Source organism: Bradyrhizobium sp. USDA 4341, assembly GCF_054063755.1.
Window position 1 is genome coordinate 8,330,721 of record NZ_JBSSGO010000002.1, and the last position, 22,845, is coordinate 8,353,565.

General features: G+C 64.7%; 5 protein-coding genes. 4 read left to right on the forward strand and 1 reads right to left on the reverse strand.

All coding sequences use genetic code 11. The features are described 5' to 3' along the window. Nucleotides 1-49 precede the first annotated feature (49 nt). The gene (locus tag ACVIGB_RS45030; protein ID WP_456724435.1) at nt 50-13,396 is read left to right on the forward strand and encodes a filamentous haemagglutinin family protein; all 13,347 of its coding nucleotides are present in this window, start codon (nt 50-52) and stop codon (nt 13,394-13,396) included. A 179-nt stretch (nt 13,397-13,575) separates the two neighbouring features. Next, on the forward strand, nt 13,576-14,484 hold the full coding sequence (locus tag ACVIGB_RS45035) for an FkbM family methyltransferase (protein WP_456724434.1): 909 nt from the start codon (nt 13,576-13,578) through the stop codon (nt 14,482-14,484). Between the two features lie 113 nt (nt 14,485-14,597). Here ACVIGB_RS45035 and ACVIGB_RS45040 read toward each other — a convergent pair whose 3' ends face one another. Next, nucleotides 14,598-16,571: a substrate-binding domain-containing protein gene (locus tag ACVIGB_RS45040; RefSeq protein ID WP_456724433.1), complete on the reverse strand. Its 1,974-nt coding sequence runs from the start codon at nt 16,569-16,571 to the stop codon at nt 14,598-14,600. A 614-nt stretch (nt 16,572-17,185) separates the two neighbouring features. On the opposite strand from ACVIGB_RS45040, the gene ACVIGB_RS45045 reads away from it, so the two are divergent. Together ACVIGB_RS45045 and ACVIGB_RS45050 are read left to right on the forward strand one after the other, a co-directional pair. Beyond that, nucleotides 17,186-20,290: a DEAD/DEAH box helicase gene (locus tag ACVIGB_RS45045; RefSeq protein ID WP_456725271.1), complete on the forward strand. Its 3,105-nt coding sequence runs from the start codon at nt 17,186-17,188 to the stop codon at nt 20,288-20,290. Nucleotides 20,291-21,133: 843 nt separating this feature from the next. Next, nucleotides 21,134-22,708, forward strand: coding sequence for a porin (locus ACVIGB_RS45050; protein ID WP_456724432.1), 1,575 nt, complete (start codon nt 21,134-21,136; stop codon nt 22,706-22,708). The last annotated feature ends 137 nt before the right edge of the window (nt 22,709-22,845 follow it).

A 22,845-nucleotide genomic window follows, 5' to 3' on the forward strand; every position in this document is an offset into this window, starting at 1 on the left:
TTGTTGCGTCACGATCGTTCGCATCGCCTGCTGCATTTGGAAGGCCCGCATGCATTCGCTCCCTCGCTCGACCTCGCGCCGTGGCCTGTTGCTCGCAGGTGTAAGTTCGATCGCGATCGCAATGGGCTCGCCCGCGGCGGCGCGCCCGTTCGGCACGTGGGGTGGCGTCAGCACCGCGGCCACGCAGGCGGCAGTCAGTGCCGCGCAGGCCGCCGCACAGCAGGCGCAGCAGGCCGCGCAGAACACCCAAGCGTCGATGACGCGCGCCGCGCAGGCGATCCAGGCATTGCAGGCGGCCCAGAGCGCCGCGCGCGGCCTTGCGGCGAGCGCGCCGAGCACGGTGCCCAACGGCCTCAATGCCGGCGGCCTGGTGCCGAACAGCGGCCTGGCCGCGTCCGGCGTCGCCAATCCCGTCACCAACTGGGTCGGCGCCAACACGCCGACGCAGACCAGCAGCGGCAGCCAGACCACGGTCAATATCAACCAGACCCAGGCCCAGGCGGTGTTGAACTGGCAATCGTTCAACGTCGGCAGGGACACCACAGTCAATTTCAACCAGCAGGGCAACGCCAACTGGGCAGCGCTGAACAAGATCGCATCGACTGGCGTGCCGAGCCAGATCCTGGGATCGATCAGGGCCGACGGTGCGGTCTATCTGATCAACCAGAACGGCATCATCTTCGGCGGCACCAGCCAGATCAACGTCCATACCCTGATTGCCTCGACGCTGGATCTGCCATCCAAGCTGAGCGGCAGCAACTATCAGGGGTTCCTGCAGAGCGGACTGTTCTCGCTGCTGGGCGACGTCCAGGCACAGTCGCCCGGGGTCACCGGTGCTGGCGCGGCGATCTTTAACCAGGGCAGCGGTGGCAAGGTCACGGTCCTGCCCGGCGCGATCATCGATACCACCGGCAAGCTGAGCGCGAGTGGCGACGGCGGTTATGTCGCGCTGCTTGGCGATGGCGGCGTGAGCAATGCCGGCGCAATCACTACAAGAAACGGCCAGATCATTCTGGCCTCCGACACTTCCGTCGCCTTGATCACGCCGCAGTCCACGGTGGTCGGCACCCAGACGGCGATGCAGGTCCGGGCGGCCGGCGGCCTTGTGACGAACGAAGCGGCTGGTCTGCTCGTCTCCAACGATGGCGCGGTGACGCTTGCCGGCGGGTCGATCAAGCAACTTGGTGGTGTTGTCGCCACCACCAGCACCACGCGCACCGGCTCAATCAGCCTCAACACGGTGTGCCCGTCGGGAGCAACCTGCGCACCCGGAGCCGACGCCAATATCGTGCTGGGGTCGGCAAGCCTCACGTCGATCCTGCCGGATGAGACCAGTGGAACTCTGCCGACCGCGACACTTAATACACTGACGTCAGCGAACGGCGCCAGCAACGCGCCGTATTTCCAGACGGTGCTGCAGCCGCAGATCAACATAACGGCGGCGAGCAATGTCGATGTGCAGGGGGGCAGTGCTACAGGTGACTCCGGCGCGCTGATCAAGGCGCCCAGCGCCGCGCTGAGCATTCTCGCAGGCGTCGTTGCAGGATCCAACGCCGTCTCGACCGCCGGCACGGTCCTGCTCGAGAAGGGCAGCACCATCGATCTCTCCGGCATCGCCGGCGTGACGCTGCCGATGTCGATCAACCAGATCAGCATCCTCGTCACCGCCGCCGAGGTGGCCGACAGCCCGCTGGCCCAGGCCCTGATCGGCAAGACCGTGACCATCGATGCGCGGCTCAGCGGCACCCGCGCCGACGGCGTGCAGTGGGTCGGCTCGCCGCTGCTCAACGCGGCCGGCTATGTCGGCCTGATCCCGCAGAGCATCGACCAGATCCTCACCGTCGGCGGCAATTTCACGACGTCGGGAAAGAACGTCGTGCAGCAGCCGGGCGCGAGCATCAACGTGTCGGCCGGCTATGTGCAGTACACCGGCGGCATGATCAGCACCACCCGTCTGCTCGGTGCCGACGGGCGCATCTACGACATCGGCCGCGCCGATCCCACCATCGCCTATGTCGGCGTCGGCAACGGCTTCACGGTCCTGCACAAGGTCAACGGCGTCGTCGATACGAAGCTGACAGAAATCTTTCTCAGTCCATGGGGCGGCGGCAGCAATACGCACTATGAGGCGAGCTACATCACCGGCGCCAATGCCGGCTCGGTCACCGTCGCGGCCATCAATCCGATCGTCAATGACATCATCGGCAACGTGACGGCAGGCAGCCGCCAGCGCGCGCTGGCGGGCTCGTCGAATCTCTCGCTCGCCGACCAGATGCCGAAGGGCGCATCGCTGAACATCACCTTCGCTGTTCCGCCGCAGAGCGACAGCACGCAACATGCGGTGCTCACTCCACAGGCCGATGCCGGATCGGACCCGTACGGCCTGAACGGCTTGAACTTGGCCAACGCATCCAGCTGGTCGCCGACGCTCGCCAACGGCGTTTTTCCGATCTTCACCGATGTGCTGTCCAATGCGTCACTCGGCGCGGTCTCGATCAAAGGTGCGCGCCGGCTCGACATGGCGACGAACGCCGTCCTATCGGTCCGACCCGGCGGCAGCATCACGCTGGACGGCGTTGCTACCATTGACGGTACGCTCAGCGCGCCGGCTGGCCAGATCAGCCTCACCGGCTTCATGTATGCCAGCCAACTGCCGCAGGTGCCGTCGACACCCGCGGTGGTCATCGGGCCGCATGCGGTGCTCGACGTGCGCGGGCGCTGGGTCAACGACACCGGTCTGCCGGCGGATCAGCTCGAGGGGCGCGCCTACGTCAACGGCGGCAATGTGAGCATCACGACCATCGCCGCCAGCAATGGACCGTCCCAGACCGATGGCATCTTCACCGACGTCACCCAAGGCATTGTGCTATCGCCTGGTAGCGTAATCGATCTGTCCGGCGGTGGTTATGTCGACAGCACCGGAAAGATCAAGGTCGGCTCGGATGGTCTGCCGGTCGGCAAGGGCGGCAGCCTGACGATTGTCACCTATTTCGGCGACTTCGGTGGGAAAATCGTCGATCCTAACAATGGCGGCAACAACGGTTTCAATGTTCCCCCTCACGGCACCAATCCCGACGGCACCGTCAACCATCCGGATCAGGCCAGTGTGCTACTGGGTGGCACGATCTACGCGGGCGGCTTCGATGGAGGAGGGACGCTTACGCTGAAGGCCTCAACCATCGTGGTCGATGGCGGGACTGCAGAGGTGACGTCATACGCTTCGAGTGCGACAGCCGGCGCCATCGCGAACTACACCGGATCTCCGGTCACCGGTTTCGTCGTATCAGATGCGAAGGCCGGCCAGCTCGTTTTGCCGCCCTCGTTCTTCACCAGCGGCGGCTTCTCTCAATACACTTTGACCGACGCCTATGGCGGCACGACGGTGACCGCCGGCACGCAACTGTTGCTGCAACGGCAACCGACCGCACTGCTCTCGGGCCGCGAGGCGCAGATTCCGACCGGCGCGCGGGTGCGCGACTTCGCATCGCTCGGACTGTTGCCCGACGGCCTGCGCAAGCCGGTCAGCCTGTCGCTGGGCGGGACGAATGTGCTGGTTGATCGCGGCGCTGCCATCGTCACCGATCCGCTGGCCACGGTCACGCTCAGTCCGATTGCGACGGCCGATATTCTCGGCAGCATCGTTGCGCCCGCAGGAACCATTACCGCAACGGGCCAGGAGGTGCGCGTCGGCGCCATCGCCACGCTCGATGTGAGCGGCGTGTTCGTGCCCAATCCGCAGGTGAAAACCTATTCCACCGGCACGGTGCGCGATGGCGGCACCATCTCGCTGTTGGCCACCACCGTGGTGGCGGAGCCGGGCGCGCAGTTCAATCTGCAGGGCGCAGCCGTGACCGCAAACAGCAACTTGATCCAGGTGCCGCAGAGCGGTTTCGGGCCGCACTTCGTCGGGCAGGCGGCCTGGAGCAACGGCGGCAGCCTGCAACTAACCGGCAAGACCGTCTATTTTGCCGGCAGCGTTGATGCAGCCGGTGCCGGACCGCTTGCGGCTGGCGGCAGCCTGACCGTCGGCGTCATCAATCCAACTGCTGTAGGGGCGCCGCCGACGCCGGATACCATCGTGGTCCAGCAACCCGGCGTGGTCGCAACGAACCTGCCGGCTTCGGGCGCGACAGCCACTCCGGGCGCATTCATCGGGGCCGATACGCTGAGCAACAGCGGCTTCGATTCCGTGACGCTCAATGCGGGGAAGATTGCGTTCGACGGTTCGGTCAACGTCTCGATCCCCGGCGCCCTGACCCTCTATGCGCGCAATGGGCACGTTGCGATTGCGGATGGGTCCGTCGTCAATCTGAACGCCGGCTACGTTCGCATGGTCGGGGTCGGCGTCGGTGGCGTGTCGATCGTCCCGACCGCCGGCGCCGGCACGTTGAACGTGACCGCGCGATGGATCGACCTCGAGCGCGGCATCGGGCTCGACAACGCCGGCAGCGTCAACCTTGTCAGCGCGGGCGCCATTCGGCTGCTGCCGCAATACTATGGTTTCATCGACGGCGGCTTGAGCTCGGGAGAGACCGTGTTCGGCGGTGCGCTGCTGGTTCCCGGCAATCTCACGCTGCGCGCTGCCGAGATCTATCCAGTCAGCAACACGGATTTCCTGCTGATGTCGACCGGCCCGTCGAGCGCGATCACGATCGCACAGAACGGCGTGGCGACGACGCCGCTTTCGGTCGGCGGAGGCATCGTGCTCAGCGCGCAGACCATCGTGCAGGGCGGCACGCTGTGGGCGCCGCTCGGCAACATCGTCCTGGGCGTGCGGACCGGCAGCGACGTGTCGGCCCAGTTCATCAAGGCGATTGCCAACGAGGGGGGCATCAACTTTGCCTCGGGCACCTTCGTGCCGACGGCGAGCGTGACGCTGGCCGCGGGCAGCCTGACCTCGGTTTCGGCAGCCGGTCTGGTCGTGCCCGACGGCTACACCGTCGACGGCACCACCTGGTATCAGGGCGCTCCAAACTCCAACCATATCGTGCCTCAGGTGCTCACTGCGCCGCCGAGCAAGTCGATCAGCCTGTTCGGCACTGATGTAGCGACCCAGTCCGGCGCCGTGCTCGACTTGAACGGTGGCGGCGACATCTACGCGACAGAGTTCGTGGCGGGAACCGGTGGCAGCCGCAATGCGCTGACGACCTACCAGCAGAACCCCGCCAACGGCAGCATCACGCCGACCTATGCTGACGCCCGCCAGGTCTATGCCCTGGTCCCGACCTACTCGTCGGCCGTGGCGGCCTTCGATCCCAACTTCGCCTTCTCTCCATATTTCTCCGGTCTGGTGGTGCCCCCCGCTACCACCTTCGGGGCATCGGTGGCCGGAGGTTCGCAGCCGTTCGCGAGCGGGATCGCGCCGGGCCAGTCGGTGACCATCGGTGCCGGCAGCGGCATCCCCGCCGGCACTTACACACTGCTGCCGGGAATGTACGCCACGCTGCCCGGCGCCTACCGCGTTGTCCAGGTCGCCAACAACGTCAATCCGAATACAGTCGCGAGCACCTCCAGCTCCGATGGCTCGCAATACGTCACCGGCACACTCGGCAACTCGTTGACCGGCGCCCGTTCGTCGCAATCGGCCGTGTTCCAGCTGCAGTCGCAAGCAGTGTGGTCGCGATACTCCCGCATCGACATCACCTCCGGCACGACGTTCTTCCGTAACCAGGCGCTCGCCGCGGGCAAAGCACCGCCACCGCTGCCGATCGACGGCGGAGTGCTGGTGCTCGGCGCCATCAACTCGCTCGACCTTGCCGGCACCAACCGCTTCGCGCCGGGCACCAGCGAGCTGGCGCCAGGCCTCGTCGGCGGCGGCGGTCAGGTGCAGATCGGTGGCAGCAACATCCTGATCCGCGCCGCCGACCAGGCGGTGCCGGCGGGCGATTGCCTTGCCGGAAGTGCGCCGGGCTGCACCGGTTCGGTCAACTACCTCGTGCTCGATGCCGATCAGATCAGCCGCCTTGGGGCGTCATCGGTGTTGATCGGCGGCACCGCTCAAGTCGTCAACGGCGTCCAGAACATCACCGCCAGTGCGCTCAATCTCGAGGTCCTGACCGACGCGGCGCATCCGCTGACCGGGCCCGAGCTGCTTCTTGTGTCGCTTGCCGGTGACGGAAATCTCGTTACCGGCAGGGGTCTTGTCATCGGTGACGCCAGCGTTGTCAGGGCAATCGGTGCAGTGCCGGGCGGCACCGACCGTGACATCACGATCGGCGCGCTGCCGGTGCAACAGTCCGATGGCAGCTATGTCTTCGCCAGCGGCGACGGCGCGCTGCTGCGCGTCTCGAACGGCTCGACGGTGAAGGTCAGCCGGATTTATGTCCCCGGGCAATATGCGGGCAACGGTCCGCCGCCGAGCAGCCAGACACCGCTAGGCGCCTTCTCGATCGGCGCCGGCGCGGTCATCGACGGCGGCAATGCGCTGACGCTCGACACCAGCGGCAGCGGCACGCTCGCCTCCAACGCCATCCTGAACGCCAGGAACTATGACATCGCCGGATCGGTCATCAACATCGGCGGCGGCAGCACCGGCATTGTGCTGAATCCTGCGGTACTCGCGAATTTCAATGATGCGGTCTCGGTCCGGCTGCGCAGCGCGACCGTGATCAATCTGTACGACGCCAACGGACTGCAGATCGGCGATGCCGCGCATCCGATCGGCACGCTGACCTTCGACAGCGCCGGGCTCTACAGCCAGGGTGGCAACACCACTGTCAATGCCACCAACATCGATCTCGCCAACACCAGTGGCGCGACCGGCACGGGCATCACCGGCGCCGGCGGTACGCTTACGCTCAATGCTTCACAGGTCATCACCGAGGACGTCGGCACCAAGCACCTCGGCGGCTTCAGCCAGATTTATTTCAACGCCGGCAAGGCGGTTGCGTTCAGCGGCAATGGCACGCTCGACACAGGATCGGTTGCGGCTGCGGCGCTGACGTTCGATATCGGCGGAGTAACGATCGCGAACCCCGGCACCGGCTATACCAGCATCCCGGACGTGACCATCTCGGGCGGCGGCGGATCCGGCGCCCAAGCCACCGCCTTGCTTGGCGTGGTCAGCTTTGCCGTTGTCAGCGGCGGTTCGGGCTACAGCAATGGCGATCCGGTCACGGTGTCCGGAACCGACAATAATGGCAACCCGGTCACGGCGACCGGTACGGCCATCGTCAGTGCCAACGGTGCGGTCACCGGCGTCAAGCTGACCTCGTCCGGCTCCGGCTTCCCCGGCTTTGTCGACTCCATCTCGGTCGATAGCGCCACCGGGGACGGCGGCGCCCAGTTGACCGCGTCGCTGGGCGTGGTCGGCGTGACCGTCACCAATCCGGGCTCCGGTTACACCAGCATGCCCACCTTCTCCTTCGCGAACGGCGGGGGAGGCGTGGCCACGTCGGCGCAGGCCGTCGTCAATGTGACGGGGATCAACCTCACCAATCCGGGTGACGGTTACCTGAGCACCCCGACCATCAACATCAGCGGATCCGGCACGACGGCGACAGCCACCGTGTCCGGCGGCGCCGTCACCGGAGTGACGCTGACCAATGCCGGTACCGGCTATTCGAACCTGCCGACGGTGACGTTCGCGGGCGGTGGCGCTGGCGCCGCGAACATGGTGCTGTCCGCGCCGGCAATCGTGGTCAATAGCGGCGCAACTCAATCGCTGAGCACGCTGGGCAACATCAGCCTCGTCACCGGCGCGGGCACCAAGCCCGCCGGTGTCGCCAGCAATACCGGCGGCGTTCTCGCCATCATGGGCGGGTCGATCACGGACAGCGCGACGATCCAGGCGCTGTCCGGCAAGGTCAGCCTGACCGCGACCGCCGGCGACGTTGTGCTCGGCAGCGGCGCCCTCATCGATGCATCCGGCTCGCGCATCACGATCCTCGACGTGGTCCAGGACGCGCCGGGCGGCAATGTGCAACTCGCGTCGACCACCGGCAATGTGATCGTCGGGCAGGGCGCCACCGTCAGCGTCGCCGGGGCAGGCCGCGGCTTTGCAGGATCGTTGTCGATCCTGGCTGCGAACACCGCCGCGCTCGACGGCGCGCTCAACGGCAGCGCCGCCTTCAAGGATCTCGGCGGCAGTTTTACCTTGCAGGCAGGTAGCCTCGGCGGGGCGGCCGGCCTGCCGCTGACCGCATTCAGCGGCGGCTTCTCGGTGCGCCTCGGCACTGGCGACATCCGCATCGAGGCCGGCCAGACGCTCAACTCCGGCAAGGTTCTGCTGGTTGCCAACAATGGCAGCGTGGTCGTCAACGGCACCATCGACGCGAGCGGGCCGACCGGCGGCCAGATCTCGCTTTATGGCGCCGGCGTTACCGCAGGCGGCGTGACCACCGGCGGCGTCAGCATCGGCGGCGGCGCAGTGCTCAAGGCGTCCTACGCCGCAGGCGATCCGTCCGATCCGGCCTACGCCGCCGCCAGCCTGGTGCAGACCGGCGGCACCATTACGCTGGGCACCACTGGCACACCGGACGCCAACGGCGCCGTCAACGCCACATATGGCTACCAGAACATGTCGACCTCGGGCGCGATCAGCGTCGCCTCGGGTGCCATGTTCGACGTCAGCGGCGGCCCGGGCGGGCCGAACATCAACAATGCCGGCGGGGCGGTCATCATCCGCGCGCCGATCCTCACCAACAACACCGTCAACGTCGATTTCCGCGGCACCGTCCGCGGCGTGGTCGATGGTGGCGGCAATCCGATCGGCAAGGGTGTCGTGCTCAACCCCTACGCGGTGTGGAACACCACCGACAGCTCGACCGGCGCGCAGCATTTCGACGGCATCATCGATCCGGCCGGATGGTTCGATGCCGCCGGCAATCCGCTGCCGGGCACCGATCAGAACGGCAACACGACCGATCAGAACGGCAATGCGATCGTGGCGCCGACGCCGCAGGCGCCGCTGGCGACCGGCACCATCTTCGTCGTCTCGCAGCCGAATGCCGACCACGTCGGCTTCTATCAGAACACGCTGGCGAGCTTCGTGCAGAATCTCGCCGTGACGCCTGCTCGGGGCGGCGCGAGCATCGCCGGCATGCATGTGCGTCCCGAGATCGATCTGATCAATCCGAGCCTCGACATCAACAAGGGCAACATCACGGTCGCCAGCAACTGGAATCTGGGCGCTGGCAGCGTCGATGCATCTGGCCATGTCTCGCTGGTGTATCGCACGGCGACCGGCGGCGAGCCCGGATCGCTGGTCCTGCAGGCGAGGAACAACGTCAATATCAACGCGACGGTGACTGACGGCTTCTTTGTCAACTACACGCCCCGCGGCGGGGACGCGTCTGCGCTCTATGCGAGCGAACTCAATTCGAGCCTCTATCAAGCCTATCTCGGCATGTTCCCGGACGGCAACAATCTGGTCTACAATTCAAGCGGGATCGTCGATTATCTGGTGAAGACCAACGGCTCGTGGCCGGGCCCCTCATCGCCCACGGCCTCACCGAGCGCCGCATTCTTCGGGCTGTCGGATGCCGCCTATAACGCGCTCGCGCTGCAGTTCAAGCTGGCGCAGCCGGTCGTCATTTCCTCCAGCGATCCGGCGGTGATCGATCAATACAATCTATATTATTCCCAGTATTTGCGGATGTTCCGCGCCTATGAGACGGAGTTGATCGGGGTCAACGTCAACGGGATCAACCCATCGACGGGTGTTTCGGCGCGCGGCGGCATTGTGCTGTCCTATGCTGATTTCGTGGCTTACACCAACACTATACCCGGGGTCCTCAATCGCGTGGATCCGTCAGTCAACGTGATCCCGGCGGCGCCCACCACGAGCACACAGTACTACAATCTCACCAACGGCATTGGCAGGTTGTTGTACAACTCAGGGACCGGCAACGTGGTCACCGGAGCGCAAGACTATGCAACAAAGTGGACGGCTTACTTCCTCAGTGTGATCAATACCAACCTGGTGAACAGCGGTAAGCCCAAACTGAACAATTCTCTCATCACGGCGAGCCTGCCAGTTGGCCTGGACTACGCGGCTGGAGTTGACTTCGCGAATGGAGTCCTCGCCGCGATCGCGGTGACGCCGCCAGCGCCGCCGCCAGCCTACACTGCCGTGCAGGGCACCTACCTTGCGTCGACGGATCAGGTTCCTCCCGCCGATCGGATTGCCAACAACCCAGCGGTCTACAACCCAGTCGGGGGCACCCTCAGCATCGTCTACAATACTACTTCGGCGTCGCAACTGATGTCTGCCGCCGTGAGCGGCAAGGGCAGTTTCTCCTACGACATCGTCGCCGGCGCGGACTTCACGGTTGCGAACACGCCGCCGGTCGATCCCAACGCGGTCATTTCCTTGTCGTCACAGTCGCCGACGCTTACAGGCGATGTCAGCATCGACGGGCACACCTCGTATCCAAACAAACTGTCAATTGCTCTCGGAACGACTACAATCAACGTCCCGACTTTCGTGCGCACTGGCACTGGCTCCATCACCATAGCGGCCGCTGGTAATGTTGAGCTACGCGACCAGGTTGCTCCAGGCGCGGTCTATACCGGCGGCGCCGCCACGGCCACGCCGGCAGATTTCAATGCGCCAACCCTGCCCGCGCTCTACACCGTCCAACCGAACGGGCTCGTCAGCGCGCCGGCCTGGGCTACCGGTGGCGGCGCGGTCACCGTGACCGCTGGCGGGTCGATCGTCGGCATCGAAATGCCGACTGATGTCGACGGCAGCCAGACCGGCGTGACCGGCGCTTCGACCGGCCAGATGTGGAGCGACTGGTACATCCACTATGGCCTCTCCAACGGCACGTCGACGCCGTTCGCGGCTTGCGCCGCCGCCGGTTCGGTCGCCTGCCAGACCGCGGCCTGGGTTAACTACGCCACCTTCTTCCAGGGTTTTGGCGCGCTGGGCGGCGGCAACATCACGCTGTCGGCGGGCGCCGATATCATCGATATCGGCGCGTCGTTGCCGGAGACGCTCGTGGTCGGTGGCGGTTTCACGTCGGCCGATCCGCCAAAGGTCACCTATTACGGCGGCGGCAATCTCAGCGTGACCGCCGGCGGCAACCTCCTGAGCAGTGATTTTCTGGTTGGCCGCGGCGCCGGTCTGATCCGTGTGGGCGGCTCGGTACAGGCCACCACCAGCAATCCACTAAATCAGGGGCTCCCGACGCTTGGAGTCACGAACGATGGGAGCTCTGTCACCTCCTCCTACGCGCTGCCCTTGCTGCTCGCAGTGCAGGACGGCTTCATCGCCCTGGCCGCGCGTGGTTCGGTGACGCTCGGCAATGTCTACGATCCTGCTGCGTTGCCCCTCAACGCCGGGGTGCAGACAGAGGCGGTTCGCTACCTGCCTGGCGTGGCTCCATTTACGATAGGCAACGGTGCCTGGAGCAATTATTTCACCAGCTATGGCTCCGGCAGCGGCATTTCGCTGACGAGCATCACAGGTGACGTGACGGGCCCGACCGTTTCAGCGAATTCGGTCCCCGGGCTTTTTGTGCACAATGCCAATAGTAACATCTCACTCGGAGGAAATGCGAACGCCTCAATTGTCGGGCTGCTGCTTCCCGCGACGTTCGACCTGACGGCGCTCAACGGAAATCTGACTCTCAGCAAAACGGACGTAAGCAACGTACTGCCCAGCAACAATGGCAACGTCAGCCTCGTCGCGGCCGGAACCATTAGCCTTGAGGCAGGCCTTGTGATGCCGGACCTTAGCAGCACCATCACCGAGTACGTCGGGTTTAACAATGGAGTGGACCTTGCCAACGTCATCAGCCCGCTCGGGCTGCCACCGGCCGCCTTCAACCAAGCGCTGCATGCGAACGATTCCGTGCCCGTCGTCATCGCCGCCGGCAAGGACATCTATGCCGTCGATCCCGTGAACGTTCTTGGCGCCAGCTTGACGCTAATCAAGCCGGCGCGGATCGAAGCAGGCAACAACATCTACGCGGGGATCGCCCCGGGCGGCGGTGTCTCGACGACCAGCAACGGCACGCCGCAGGCCAACATCAGCTTCAATTTCGTCGGCCAGAACAACAACGCGACCGACATCACCAGCATCGCTGCCGGCAACGATCTGGTCGGCGGCTCCTACCTTCTCTATGGCCCCGGCACTTTCGTGCTGCAGGCCGGGCATGATCTGGGTCCGTTCTCGGCTTCCGACACGCCGACACGCGGCATCGCGACGCTCGGCAACGGCAGCGCGGTCGGCGGCGCATTCAATCTGTCCAACCCGCTCAAGCCCTATCTGCCGTCCAAGGGCGCCGAGCTCGATCTGCTGTTCGGCGTGAAGCCCGGCATCAACTACGCGGCGGCGATCGCCGATTACGTCGATCCGGCGCATGCCGGCACCGGCGGCATCGACTTCCTCACCGATATCGCCGCCGTCCTCGGCCAGCCGCGTGATCAGGCCTGGGCCACCTTCCAGGGTCTGTCGCAGGCACGGCAGCAGCTTCTCGTCAACCGCGCCTTCCTCGACTTCCTGATCCAGGTGGGCAAGGACTTCAAGAATCCGTCGAGCCCCTATTTCGGCCAATACGCCCGCGCCTATACCGCGATCTCCACGCTGTTCCCGGCGGGCTATGGCTATACCGACAACAGCCTGAGCGTCGACGGCAAGGCCGCGCCGAAGATCGCGACCGGCAGGTTCAACGTCGCGGCCTCCGTGCTCGAGACCCAGATGGGCGGCGACATCAACATCCTCGGGCCGGGCGGCGGCATTACCGTCGGCCACTCCTCGCTCGACACGCTGACACCGAACCAGGAGGGCATCCTGACACTCGGCGGCGGCACCATCCGGGCCTTCGCCGACGCTTCGATCCTGGTTAACCAGAGCCGCATCATGACTCAGCAGGGCGGCGACATCGGCCTGTTCACCGCCAATGGCGACATCAGTGCCGGCGCGGGACCGAAGACCTATGTCTCGAGCCCGGCGCTCAGCGAGATCTGCACCGCTAACGGTTACTGCTACGTCAACCCGCAAGGGCTGGTCACCGGCGCCGGCATCGCTGCGCTGGTCACGCTGCCGGGGCAGGATCCGACCAAGAGCAACGTCACCCTGATCGCGCCGCGCGGCACCATCGACCTCGGCTCCGCGGGCATTCGCGGCAACGAGATCACGCTGGTCGCGCCGGTCGTGCTCAACGCGTTCAACCTGCAGGCCACCGGCACGGTGACGGGCCTCGCCTCCACGCCAACGCCGAGCACCACGCTGTCCGCGGTCAACAACAACGCAACCGCTGCGACCCAGCAGGCCGGCCAGCCCGCGCCGAACAAGCCCAACGACCAGCCTTCGATCGTGATCGTCGAGGTGCTGGGCTATGGCGGCAGCGGCGGCGACGACGCGGCGCCGGCGGGCAGCGGCAGTGGGAATAACCAGAAGCCGAACAGCAGCGACGACGAGCGCCGTCGCCGCGGCGGTGAGCAGTAGCAGTCTTTGCTGCGGTCATGTTCGCGCCTATCGGCAATCACCTCCGTAGCCCGGGTGAGCGAAGCGATACCCGGGTTCGCATGCGGATCGGATCCCGGATGTCGCTGCGCTCATCCGGGCTACGCGATACCCTTCGTTCAGAGGAACAGAGACGCACTTCGTGCTCCCTGTAAGGTCCCATGACGTCATCCGCATCAATCGCGTCCGCGCCATCAGCGTCATCTGCCGACATCGATCCCCTGAGCACTCTGCTTGTACCCGAACGTCTCACCGCCGTTGTCGATATCGGCGCCAACCCGATCGACGTCCCGCCCTATGTGCCGCTGCTGCAGAAGCGGCTGTGCCGGCTGTTCGGCTTCGAGCCGCAGCCCAGCGCGCTGGCCGAGCTGAATGCCCGCAAGAGCGAGCTCGAAACCTATCTGCCCTACGTCATTGGCAACGGCGAGCAGGCCCGCCTTCGTGTCTGTGCCGCGCCCGGGATGACCAGCCTGCTGGAGCCCGATCCCGTGATGCTGAAGCACTTTCAGGGCTTCAACGAATGGGGCCGCATCCTCGCCGACAGCAAGATCGCGACCCACCGGCTCGATGACATCGGCGAGATCGATGCGTTGGACTATCTCAAGATCGACGTGCAGGGCTCGGAACTTGCGATCTTCCAGAACGGGCGGCGGCGGCTCGCAGACGCGGTCCTCATCCAGACCGAGGTCTCGTTTCTCCCGCTGTACAAGCAGCAACCGGTGTTCGGCGAGATCGACCTCGAACTGCGCAGCCAGGGCTTCATTCCCCATGCCCTGATGGCGATCGACAAGCGCATGATCTGGCCGATGCGCGGTGTCAATCCCTATGAGGCGTTCAATCAGCTGGTCGAGGCCGACGCCGTCTATGTTCGCGATTTCACCAAGGCCGACGCGATGAGCTCCGAGCAGCTCAAGCATCTCGCGCTGGTCGCCCATCACTGCTACGGCTCCTACGATCTCGCGGCGATCTGCATCCAGCATTTGCTCAACCGCAACGCAATCGTCCCGCAGTCGGGAAGCCGCTATTTCGAGCTCGCCGCGGCGCACCGCGCTGCCGCCAAGGCCGGCTGAGAGACCGGCTGAGACGGCAAGAAAACAGCCGGGCCCCGATCGAGAGCCCGGCTGCTGATGTCCTGCGTGAAATCGTGATCCGGATCGTCCCGGATCACAATCTCATATTGGTGTTACCGCGCGCCGCCGGTGACGCCCGTGCAGCCGTCGGTCTGCGTGCCCGACGTGCTGTAGGCCGCGATCGCGGTCGACGAACCGCCGGCCGCGCTCGAGGTCAGGTAGGCATTCAGGACGTTGGTCGCCCACACGCCGTCGAGCTCGTGGAAGCCGTTGTTGCGGATGACCTTGGCGACGTTCGGATCGTAGCCGGGGTTGTCGGAGTTCGAGGTTGCCGGATTGTAGTTCGGCAGCCCGGTGACCGATCCGCCGTAGAACCAGGCAAGCCAGTTCTTCACGGCGGGCACCCGCGTCCCGGCGGTGTCGCCGTAGCAGCTATACACGTTGAGGAAGCTCGCACCGGTGATCGGATAGTCGGCCTGCGACTGCAGCGGGATGCCGATCACGGACAGGCCGTCATAGGTCACGCCGCCGACGACGGTGCCGGCGGGATAGACCTGCGCATACAGGTTCCAGGCATCATAGCTGCTTGAGATGTCCGGGGCGGTCAGGTTGGCGAACGCCAGCTCGGCATTGTTCGGCGTCGGCGGGACGAATTTCTGTGCCCTTCCGTTGCTGCCGACCTGGCCCGGATGATAGACGCCGAGCAGGCGCTGCCGTTCGTTCTGGACGCTGGCCGACAGCGGAGCCGCCGCGGAGATCGTGGTACCGGCGATTTCCTCGGTCACGGTCTGCGCATAGGGCTGCGTGAAGTCGGCGCTGAGATAACCGATGCGGCCGGCGAAGCGCGGGTCCGTGCCGATCTTCAGCGCTTCGTGGTTGCTGCCCGAGGTGCTGATCCAGTGCGGATCCGGACGTTCCTCGTCGTCATCCACGTCGTAGGGGTCGCTCTGGTCGGAGCTCTTCACCGCCCTGATGTTGTCGAGCAGGCGGGAGAATTTGCCCGCCGGCAGGTTGGCGGTGGTGCTGCCGCCGACGCCGACGCCGGTGAAGATCTTCTTGTAGTTGTAGGTGCCGGTCGGGTCGAGCAGCGGGCAGAGGTTGGCGAGGTAGTTGGTGAGGATGAAGCTCGCGCCCGCATCATCCGCGCGGTAGACCACCTTGATCGGCAGCCGGCCGCTGGTATAGGCGACCGGGGTCAGCGAGCCGTTGGTGTTGGCGTCGTAGAAGTGCTGGAATTGCTGCACGCCGTTGGCGTCGAGCGCGGGGATCAGCGTCGAGGTGTCGTGCCAGTCCGTCACGGTCGCCGAGAAGATCGCGCAGAGCTGGGCGGCCGAGAGCTGGATCGCTCCGCCGGCCTGGCTGTTCGGCGACAGCGCCGACTGGTTGGTCCAGGTCACGCCCGAGGCGGAATTGGAGGTGTTGACCGCAATCGCAACCGGGACCTCCATGGCCGGGACCTGGATCGGCGCGCCGACGGCCGCGGTGTTGAAGCTGGCGTTCGATTTGCTCAGGGCGCCGATCAGCAGCGTGTTCTGCCAATTGGTCGACGGGACGAAATTGCTGAACGAGATGGTGGTGAGGCTTGCAATCGAGCTGGCGAGCGGCGCGTCGCTGGCGGCGAAGTCGAGCCGCGGATAGGGATAGCTCTTGAAGGCCGCATTGGCGGTGTCGCGGAACGGCGGCTTGGCGGAGGGCTTGCGCACCACGGTCGGCGCGGAGTCCGGGCTGCCGCGGAACAGTTGCCGCGCATCGTCGGCGATGTAGGCGCGCTGGCCGTTGCCGGAGCCGACGGCGGCGAACAGGCCCTCGACCGAGGTCGAGACGAGGGTGCAGCTGGTCGGCAGCAGGTTCGGGCTCGGGGTTGCGGTCGAGAAGCTCGGCGAGAACGCCTGGCCGTCATTGGCCAGCGTCGCGCCCGCATAGCAGTCGAAGATCTGCCGCAGCGCCAGCGACGACAGCGTGCTGCCGCCGCCGTAGATGCCGGTTTGGGCCGCAGCCGGTTGCTGCGCTCCGATCATGGCGGCGGCCGACAACACGACCAGCGAGGTCGTGCCCAGCACGCGTTCGGCGAACGATTTCGTCTTCATGATAACCTTCCCTGTTTTTGTTGCGTGACACAGCAGCGCCGCGCGACCGCCTGACGGCCGAGTGATGTCCAGAACGTCTTGTTCGATGGCTTGTGAATGGGACGGCGATGAAGAAGACCTTGCAGGAACGTCTCAAGACAATCGAAGCTGTTCGCCGTGCAGGGCGAACAGCCCTGCGCGTCGTCGTCGGCATCGGCGCCGATGTGGCTCACACCCCTTAGACAATTTGAGCTGGCGCGATGCGCAGCTGGCCTGTGGTGATTTTTCGGGCCGGTGAATTCTCGGACGCCCGGGTGGCGCGATCCGATGTGAAGGCTGGATTACAATGAGGGCGGCGGCGCGGAGCGAGACATCCCCCCGATGCCGCAATTGATCCCGAACCCGCCGCTATCCAACGCGGATGCGAGACTGTAATGAGGTCGCTGGCCGCGTGCGTCGGGGGGCGCTGGCGGGCCGCGATCGACTTGACGTGCCTGTCACCAGGCGATCGGACTTTACGACATAACGATGGATTTGACGTGGCGAATACCAAGAAGGCCCGCGCAGCTGCTGGCGCGAAGAAGAAAAGCAGGGGATTGACGCGTTCCGGGATCTCATCCTCCTCGCCACTCGGCATGCTGGCGCTGCATCTTCTCGAGCAATGGAAGAAGTCCGGGCGTGACGGCATCGTCTTCCTTGCGGAAAGCGAGAACAGGGCGGAGCGCCTGGGCAGCGTGCTGCATTCGCTCGATCCTTCGCTCGAGGTGCTGGTGCTCCCGAGGCTGAATACCTTGCCGTTTGACGGGCTGGAGCCGTCGCACGAGATCGCCGGCAGGCGGAGCTCGGTGTTGCGGCGTCTTGCGAAGAGCAGGAGGCCTGTCTTCCTGGTGTCGACGGCAGAGGCGATCATGGAACGGTTGCCGCTGCCCGCGAGCTGGGGCCGCCTCAGCATCAGCCTGAAGGTCGGTGCGCGCTATGCCGAGCAGGATCTCAAGGATCGTCTGGAAGCTCTGGGATACGATCTCGACGAAGAGGCGGACTATCCCGGAAGCGTCCTGTTCCACGGAATGACGTTCGAAGTGTTTCCTGCCGGCGCCCTCGGGCCGTACAGGATCGAGCATTCCGGTGGCGTGATCCGCAGGATCGCCGGAGTAGATCCCAACGAACACGACGTCGTCTTCGATACCCAGGAACTGCTGATCGATCCGATGTCGGAACGGATTGCGTTGGGAGGCAAGCGGGCACAGCGGGCGGCGCTGCCGGATTATTGTGAGCGCGCCCGCTGGATCGCGGACGCCGGAGTTGCGGGTCATGCCGATAGCTGGCTGAGCACGATCAAGGAGGCGGCCGGCCGCAGAGAGACGGAGCGCGAGTACTTCGGCCCTGTCGACTGGAAGCGTCTGACCAAGCGCATGAGTGCGCTGCCTCGCAAGGCGGCCTTCACCCCGACGCCCGATTTCTCGAAGGTCGCCTCGTCGCGAAAAGCGCTCCGCGCCTTTGTCGCCGACACGCAGCGCGCCGGATCGCGGCTGGTGTTTGTTGCGGCGGTGGAGGACGACCTGCGCGCGATCGAGCGCATGAGCGGGATCAAGGCGGAGCGCGTCGGAGGTTGGAGCGAGGCGGCGAAGGGGCGGGGTGGTGAAGCGGCCCTCCTGGCCGACTTCGACACCGGCTTCATCGGCTCGGGCCGCAAGCCGCTTGTGGTCGTGACGGCGACCGACGTGCTCGGCAGCCGGGCTCATCATCCGCAGCCCATGGCCAGAGCCTGGGGTGCGGCTTTCGACCATCCCGACGTGCCGGAGCGCGGCGCGGTCGTCGTTCATCTGCCGCGCGGGCTGGCCGTGCTCGATGGCTTGCAAACCCTCGACATGGGAAAGGGATCATCGCGCGAGATGATCCGGCTGGGATTTGCCGGGGATGATGCCGTGCTCGTTCCGCCCGCCGACCTTGCGCTGATCTGGCCGTATGCGGCGGAGCGCGGCAAGCTGACCTTGGACAAGGCGGACGGAAGCACGTGGTGGACGCGACGGACCAAGGCGGAGCAGGAAATTCAACTTGCCGCCAAGGCGCTTGCCAAACACATCGCGCAGCGACGTCGCCGGCGCGCTCCCAAGCTGGTCGCTCCCGGTCCCGCATACGAGCGGTTCGTCGCGCGCTTTCCATATTTCACGACAGGCGACCAGGCAAAGGCGATTCGGGATGTGCTCGATGATCTTGCGTCGGGTCATCCGATGGACCGGGTCGTCTGCGGCGACGTCGGATTTGGCAAGACCGAGGTTGCCTTGCGCGCGGCGGCGGCCGTTGCCCTGTCAGGCAAGCAGGTTGCTGTCGTCGTGCCGACGACCGTGCTGGCAAGACAGCACGTCGCGACGTTCCGCAAACGGTTTGCCCCGCTCGGCATCGAAGTCGGAAGCTTGTCGCGCGCGACGTCGGCTGCGGAGATGAAGCAGACGAAGGAAGGCCTGCGAAGCGGAAAGATCAAGGTCGTGGTCGGCACGCAGGCGATCGCATCGAAGGACGTGAAATTCGCCAAGCTGAGCCTGGTCGTTGTCGACGAAGAGCAGCACTTCGGGGCGGCGGAGAAGGCGAAGCTTTCCGGCCTGGCGAAGAGCGTCCATACGCTTTGGATGAGTGCCACGCCGATTCCGCGCACGCTTGCGGCAGGTCTCGCCGGATTCAGGGACCTGAGCGTGATCGCATCCCCGCCGGTCCATCGGCTTCCGGTCGTGACCAAGATCGCGCCACTTTCGGACGCCGCCATTGCCGCGGCACTGCTGCGCGAGCAGCGACGTCACGGGCAAAGCTTCCTGATCTGTCCGCGCATCCAGGATCTCGATCCGCTGTTGGCGCGCGTGCAGGCGGTGGCGCCGGAGCTCCGCATCGTTTGCCTGCATGGCAAGCTACCGGCCGACGAGATTGACGATCGAATGATGAACTTCGTCGAAGGCGAGGCCGACGTGTTGCTGGCGACCAACATCGTGGAAAGCGGTCTCGACATTCCGCGGGCGAACACCATCGTGGTCTGTTGGCCGGAAAAGTTTGGTCTGGCACAGCTCCACCAGCTCAGAGGGCGGGTGGGACGCGGTGGCACGCGCGCCTTCGCGTACATGCTGACGGAATCGAGCTCGGAGCAATCCGGCAAGCGTTTGGCCGTACTCGAGGAGTTCAGCAGACCGGGCGCCGGTTTCGCGATCAGCGAGCGCGATCTGGACCTCAGAGGTGCCGGAGATCTGCTTTCCGAGCGCCAATCCGGCCACGTGCAGGTTTTCGGACCGGTGCTCTATAGCCATCTTCTGAAACAGGCCTCGGAGAAGACCAACGACCGGGCCGCGGATCTTTGGGTGCCCGATCTCAACCTTCCCTTCGCGGATCTGCTGCCAAGGAGTTATGTGCAATCGGAATCCATGCGCCTTGAAATCTATGGCCGCGTCGCGAGGTGCCGGAGCGAAGACGATCTGGAAGATCTGGAGGAAGAGACCTCTCGCCGCTTCGGCAAGCTGCCGCCGGCCGGCCGGGATTTCTTCACCGCGGCAAGGCTCAGGATCGACTGCAAGCGGCGAGGTATCGTGAGGCTCGACGTCGGGCCGGAGGCCGTCGCAGCGACATTCCTCCCGGGGAGGCTGCCCAAATCCAGAGCACGATCGCTACAACGCGACGGAGATCGCGTCTTTTATTCAGGCAAGACAAACGAACCGCCGTTCGAGCGGATCGATGATCTGCTCGACATCTTGGACGAGTGAGTACGACGTTACTCCTGGCCAAGCCTTCGTCGTCGGCATTCCCCGATGCGACCTATCGCGCCGCGCTTCGCGGCGCCGCCTGACTCTCGTCAGATGCGAGTCTTGTGACTGCATCGGAGCGCATCGCCCCTTGTGAGCGCATCACGCGCGCAGTGGAGGTATTTCACTGCGCAGCGTCTGCGGAGAACAAATCGACTGATCCCGCAAGCTGACATCGCCGTGACATGTAGCGTCGGTAGTGCACATGTGAGGCGGTCCGTCCGCCGTCGTCCAGCCTGCTCGAGCAATCGGAATGCCCCCTTCCAGGCGCGAGTCGACGGTATTTGGGGCGGGCTATGTTGTTCGGATACCGGTATTTTCGAGCCGAAATATTGTGCACGGAGCCGGAATCAGCAGCATCTGAACGGGCTCCGGTTTTCGCTTTCTCGGCAGGACGACGCGTTTTGCACACCGTTCCGCCCGCTGTTGCCCAAGCTTGTGCCCGCTAGCGGTATCTCCAGTATAATCGCTATATTTCAATGGCTTGCCGAAATGCCGCAGTTCAAATGCCCGTGATATTTGTGCAACATTTGCCCGAAAACAGCCGCAACTCGCCCCAATCCGAGCGGTCTTTTGTTGCGTGATCGGGGGCCTTCTGTCTCATATGGAACTGCGACGGAGGGGGGCATCCCAAGGTCGTCCCGTTTTAGGTGGTTCGCTTAAGTCCCTCGCGTTCATGCGGGTGTGTCCGAAGGCGCGAAGCGACTGAGCGGGGATTTAAAGGGACAAAGGGAACCAACCTGAGGGTGTTTTACCCGGCGGATCCGGAACCTTCCCTGAGATAGAGCAACTTGGAGGTTTAACATGAAGATGGTTAAGAGCCTTATCCTCGGCTCGGCGGCGGCTCTCGTCGCGGTCGGCGGAGCTCAGGCGGCCGATCTTCCCGTCAAGGCCAAAGCGGTCGAGTACGTGAAGGTTTGCTCCCTGTATGGTCCCGGCTTCTACTACATCCCGGGCACCGATACCTGTATCAAGCTGGGCGGCTACCTGCGTGTGGATGTTCTCGCGAACACCAACTCGGACAACACCGGCAACACCTCGGGCGCCGGCGGGGCGAACAATCGCTTCACCAACGGCTACACCTGGCGTTCGCGTGAAGACCTCAACATCGATACGCGCACCGCGACCGAATACGGCGTCGTCCGCACCTTCTTCGATGCGACGTTCTCCTGGACCTCGGATACCTATGCCGGCCAGGGCAACGGCTCGACCGTCTACTCGGCGATCGGTAGCGCTTCGGCTCCGAACAACTCGAACTCCGGTGCAGTTGCTGGTGGTACGGTTGGCGTCTACTACGCCTTCATCCAGTTCGCCGGCTTCACCATGGGTAAGGCGGTCTCGCAGTTCTCGACTCCGTGGGCCAACTACCCCGGCAACAACTACGACGGTCTCGTCGGCGGCGGCGGTACGGTCACTGGCGTGAACCAGTTCACCTACACCGCTCAGTTCGGCAACGGCGTGTCGCTGTCTCTGTCGGCTCAGGACCAGACGGCCTACTATCAGGCTGGTGTGGCCAATCTTGGCGCCCTTAGCCCGATCGGCGCCGCTATCGGCGCTACCGGTCCTTTCGGCGCGAGCGACTATGCCGGCACGATTTCTCCGGACTTCGTCGCGATGCTGCGTGTCGACCAGGCTTGGGGACTGTTCCAGGCTTCGTTCGCGGCGCATGACAACCATGCGGCCTACTACGGCGGCACTGAGTTGACCGGTCATCCGGACGACAGGTGGGGCTGGGCTGGTCAGCTGGCCTTGTCGATCAAGAACATCCCGACCGGACCGGGCGACACCATCAACATGCAGGGCGTGTATACGGACGGTGCGACCCGCTACAACATCCAGGACCTCGCCGGTTCGGCAGGTGCAAATACCATTTATGGCGGCACCAATCTGGCTGGCGCCTATCAGAGCGTAGGGTTCGGCATTGCGCCCGACTCGGTGTTCGCGACCGGAACGCAACAGCAGCTGATTCAGACCTGGGGCTTCCGCGGTGCATACGTGCACAACTGGAACCCCTACTGGAACACCTCGATCTACGGTGCTTATGCTGCTGTTATGTACAACGACACGGCCAAGACTCTCGTCTGTGGCGTTGGCGGCGTCGGTGGTTCGATCCGGAGCGCACTTGCTCCCGCGGGCAGCGGAGCTGCTATCACCACCTGCAACCCCGACTACAACATCGCGCAGATCGGTACGCAGACCCAGTGGACCCCCGTCAAGAACCTGACCTTCACGGCAGACCTGACCTACACCCACTTGGATCAGAAGAACGCAGGCACGGTCGTGGCACCCAGCACTCCTATCGGCAAGCCCGCGGCTTTGTACGAGCTGAAGGACCAGAATACGGTTCTCCTGATGCTCCGCGCTCAGCGCAACTGGTGATCCCGGTTGATCTGACTGTGACCTAACAGAGCCCCCGGCGGAAACGCCGGGGGTTTTGCTTTGTTGGGCCACGCCGCAACTCTCACAAGAGCGCCATTTTTTCGTACGATGTCATATTCTGTTCATTAATGCTTACC

Coding starts and splice junctions, on each gene's coding strand:
- ACVIGB_RS45045 (WP_456725271.1), top strand. CDS start 17,186: ATGCTGGCGCTGCATCTTCTCGAGCAATGGAAGAAGTCCGGGCGTGAC.
- ACVIGB_RS45035 (WP_456724434.1), top strand. CDS start 13,576: ATGACGTCATCCGCATCAATCGCGTCCGCGCCATCAGCGTCATCTGCC.
- ACVIGB_RS45030 (WP_456724435.1), top strand. CDS start 50: ATGCATTCGCTCCCTCGCTCGACCTCGCGCCGTGGCCTGTTGCTCGCA.
- ACVIGB_RS45040 (WP_456724433.1), bottom strand. CDS start 16,571: ATGAAGACGAAATCGTTCGCCGAACGCGTGCTGGGCACGACCTCGCTG.
- ACVIGB_RS45050 (WP_456724432.1), top strand. CDS start 21,134: ATGAAGATGGTTAAGAGCCTTATCCTCGGCTCGGCGGCGGCTCTCGTC.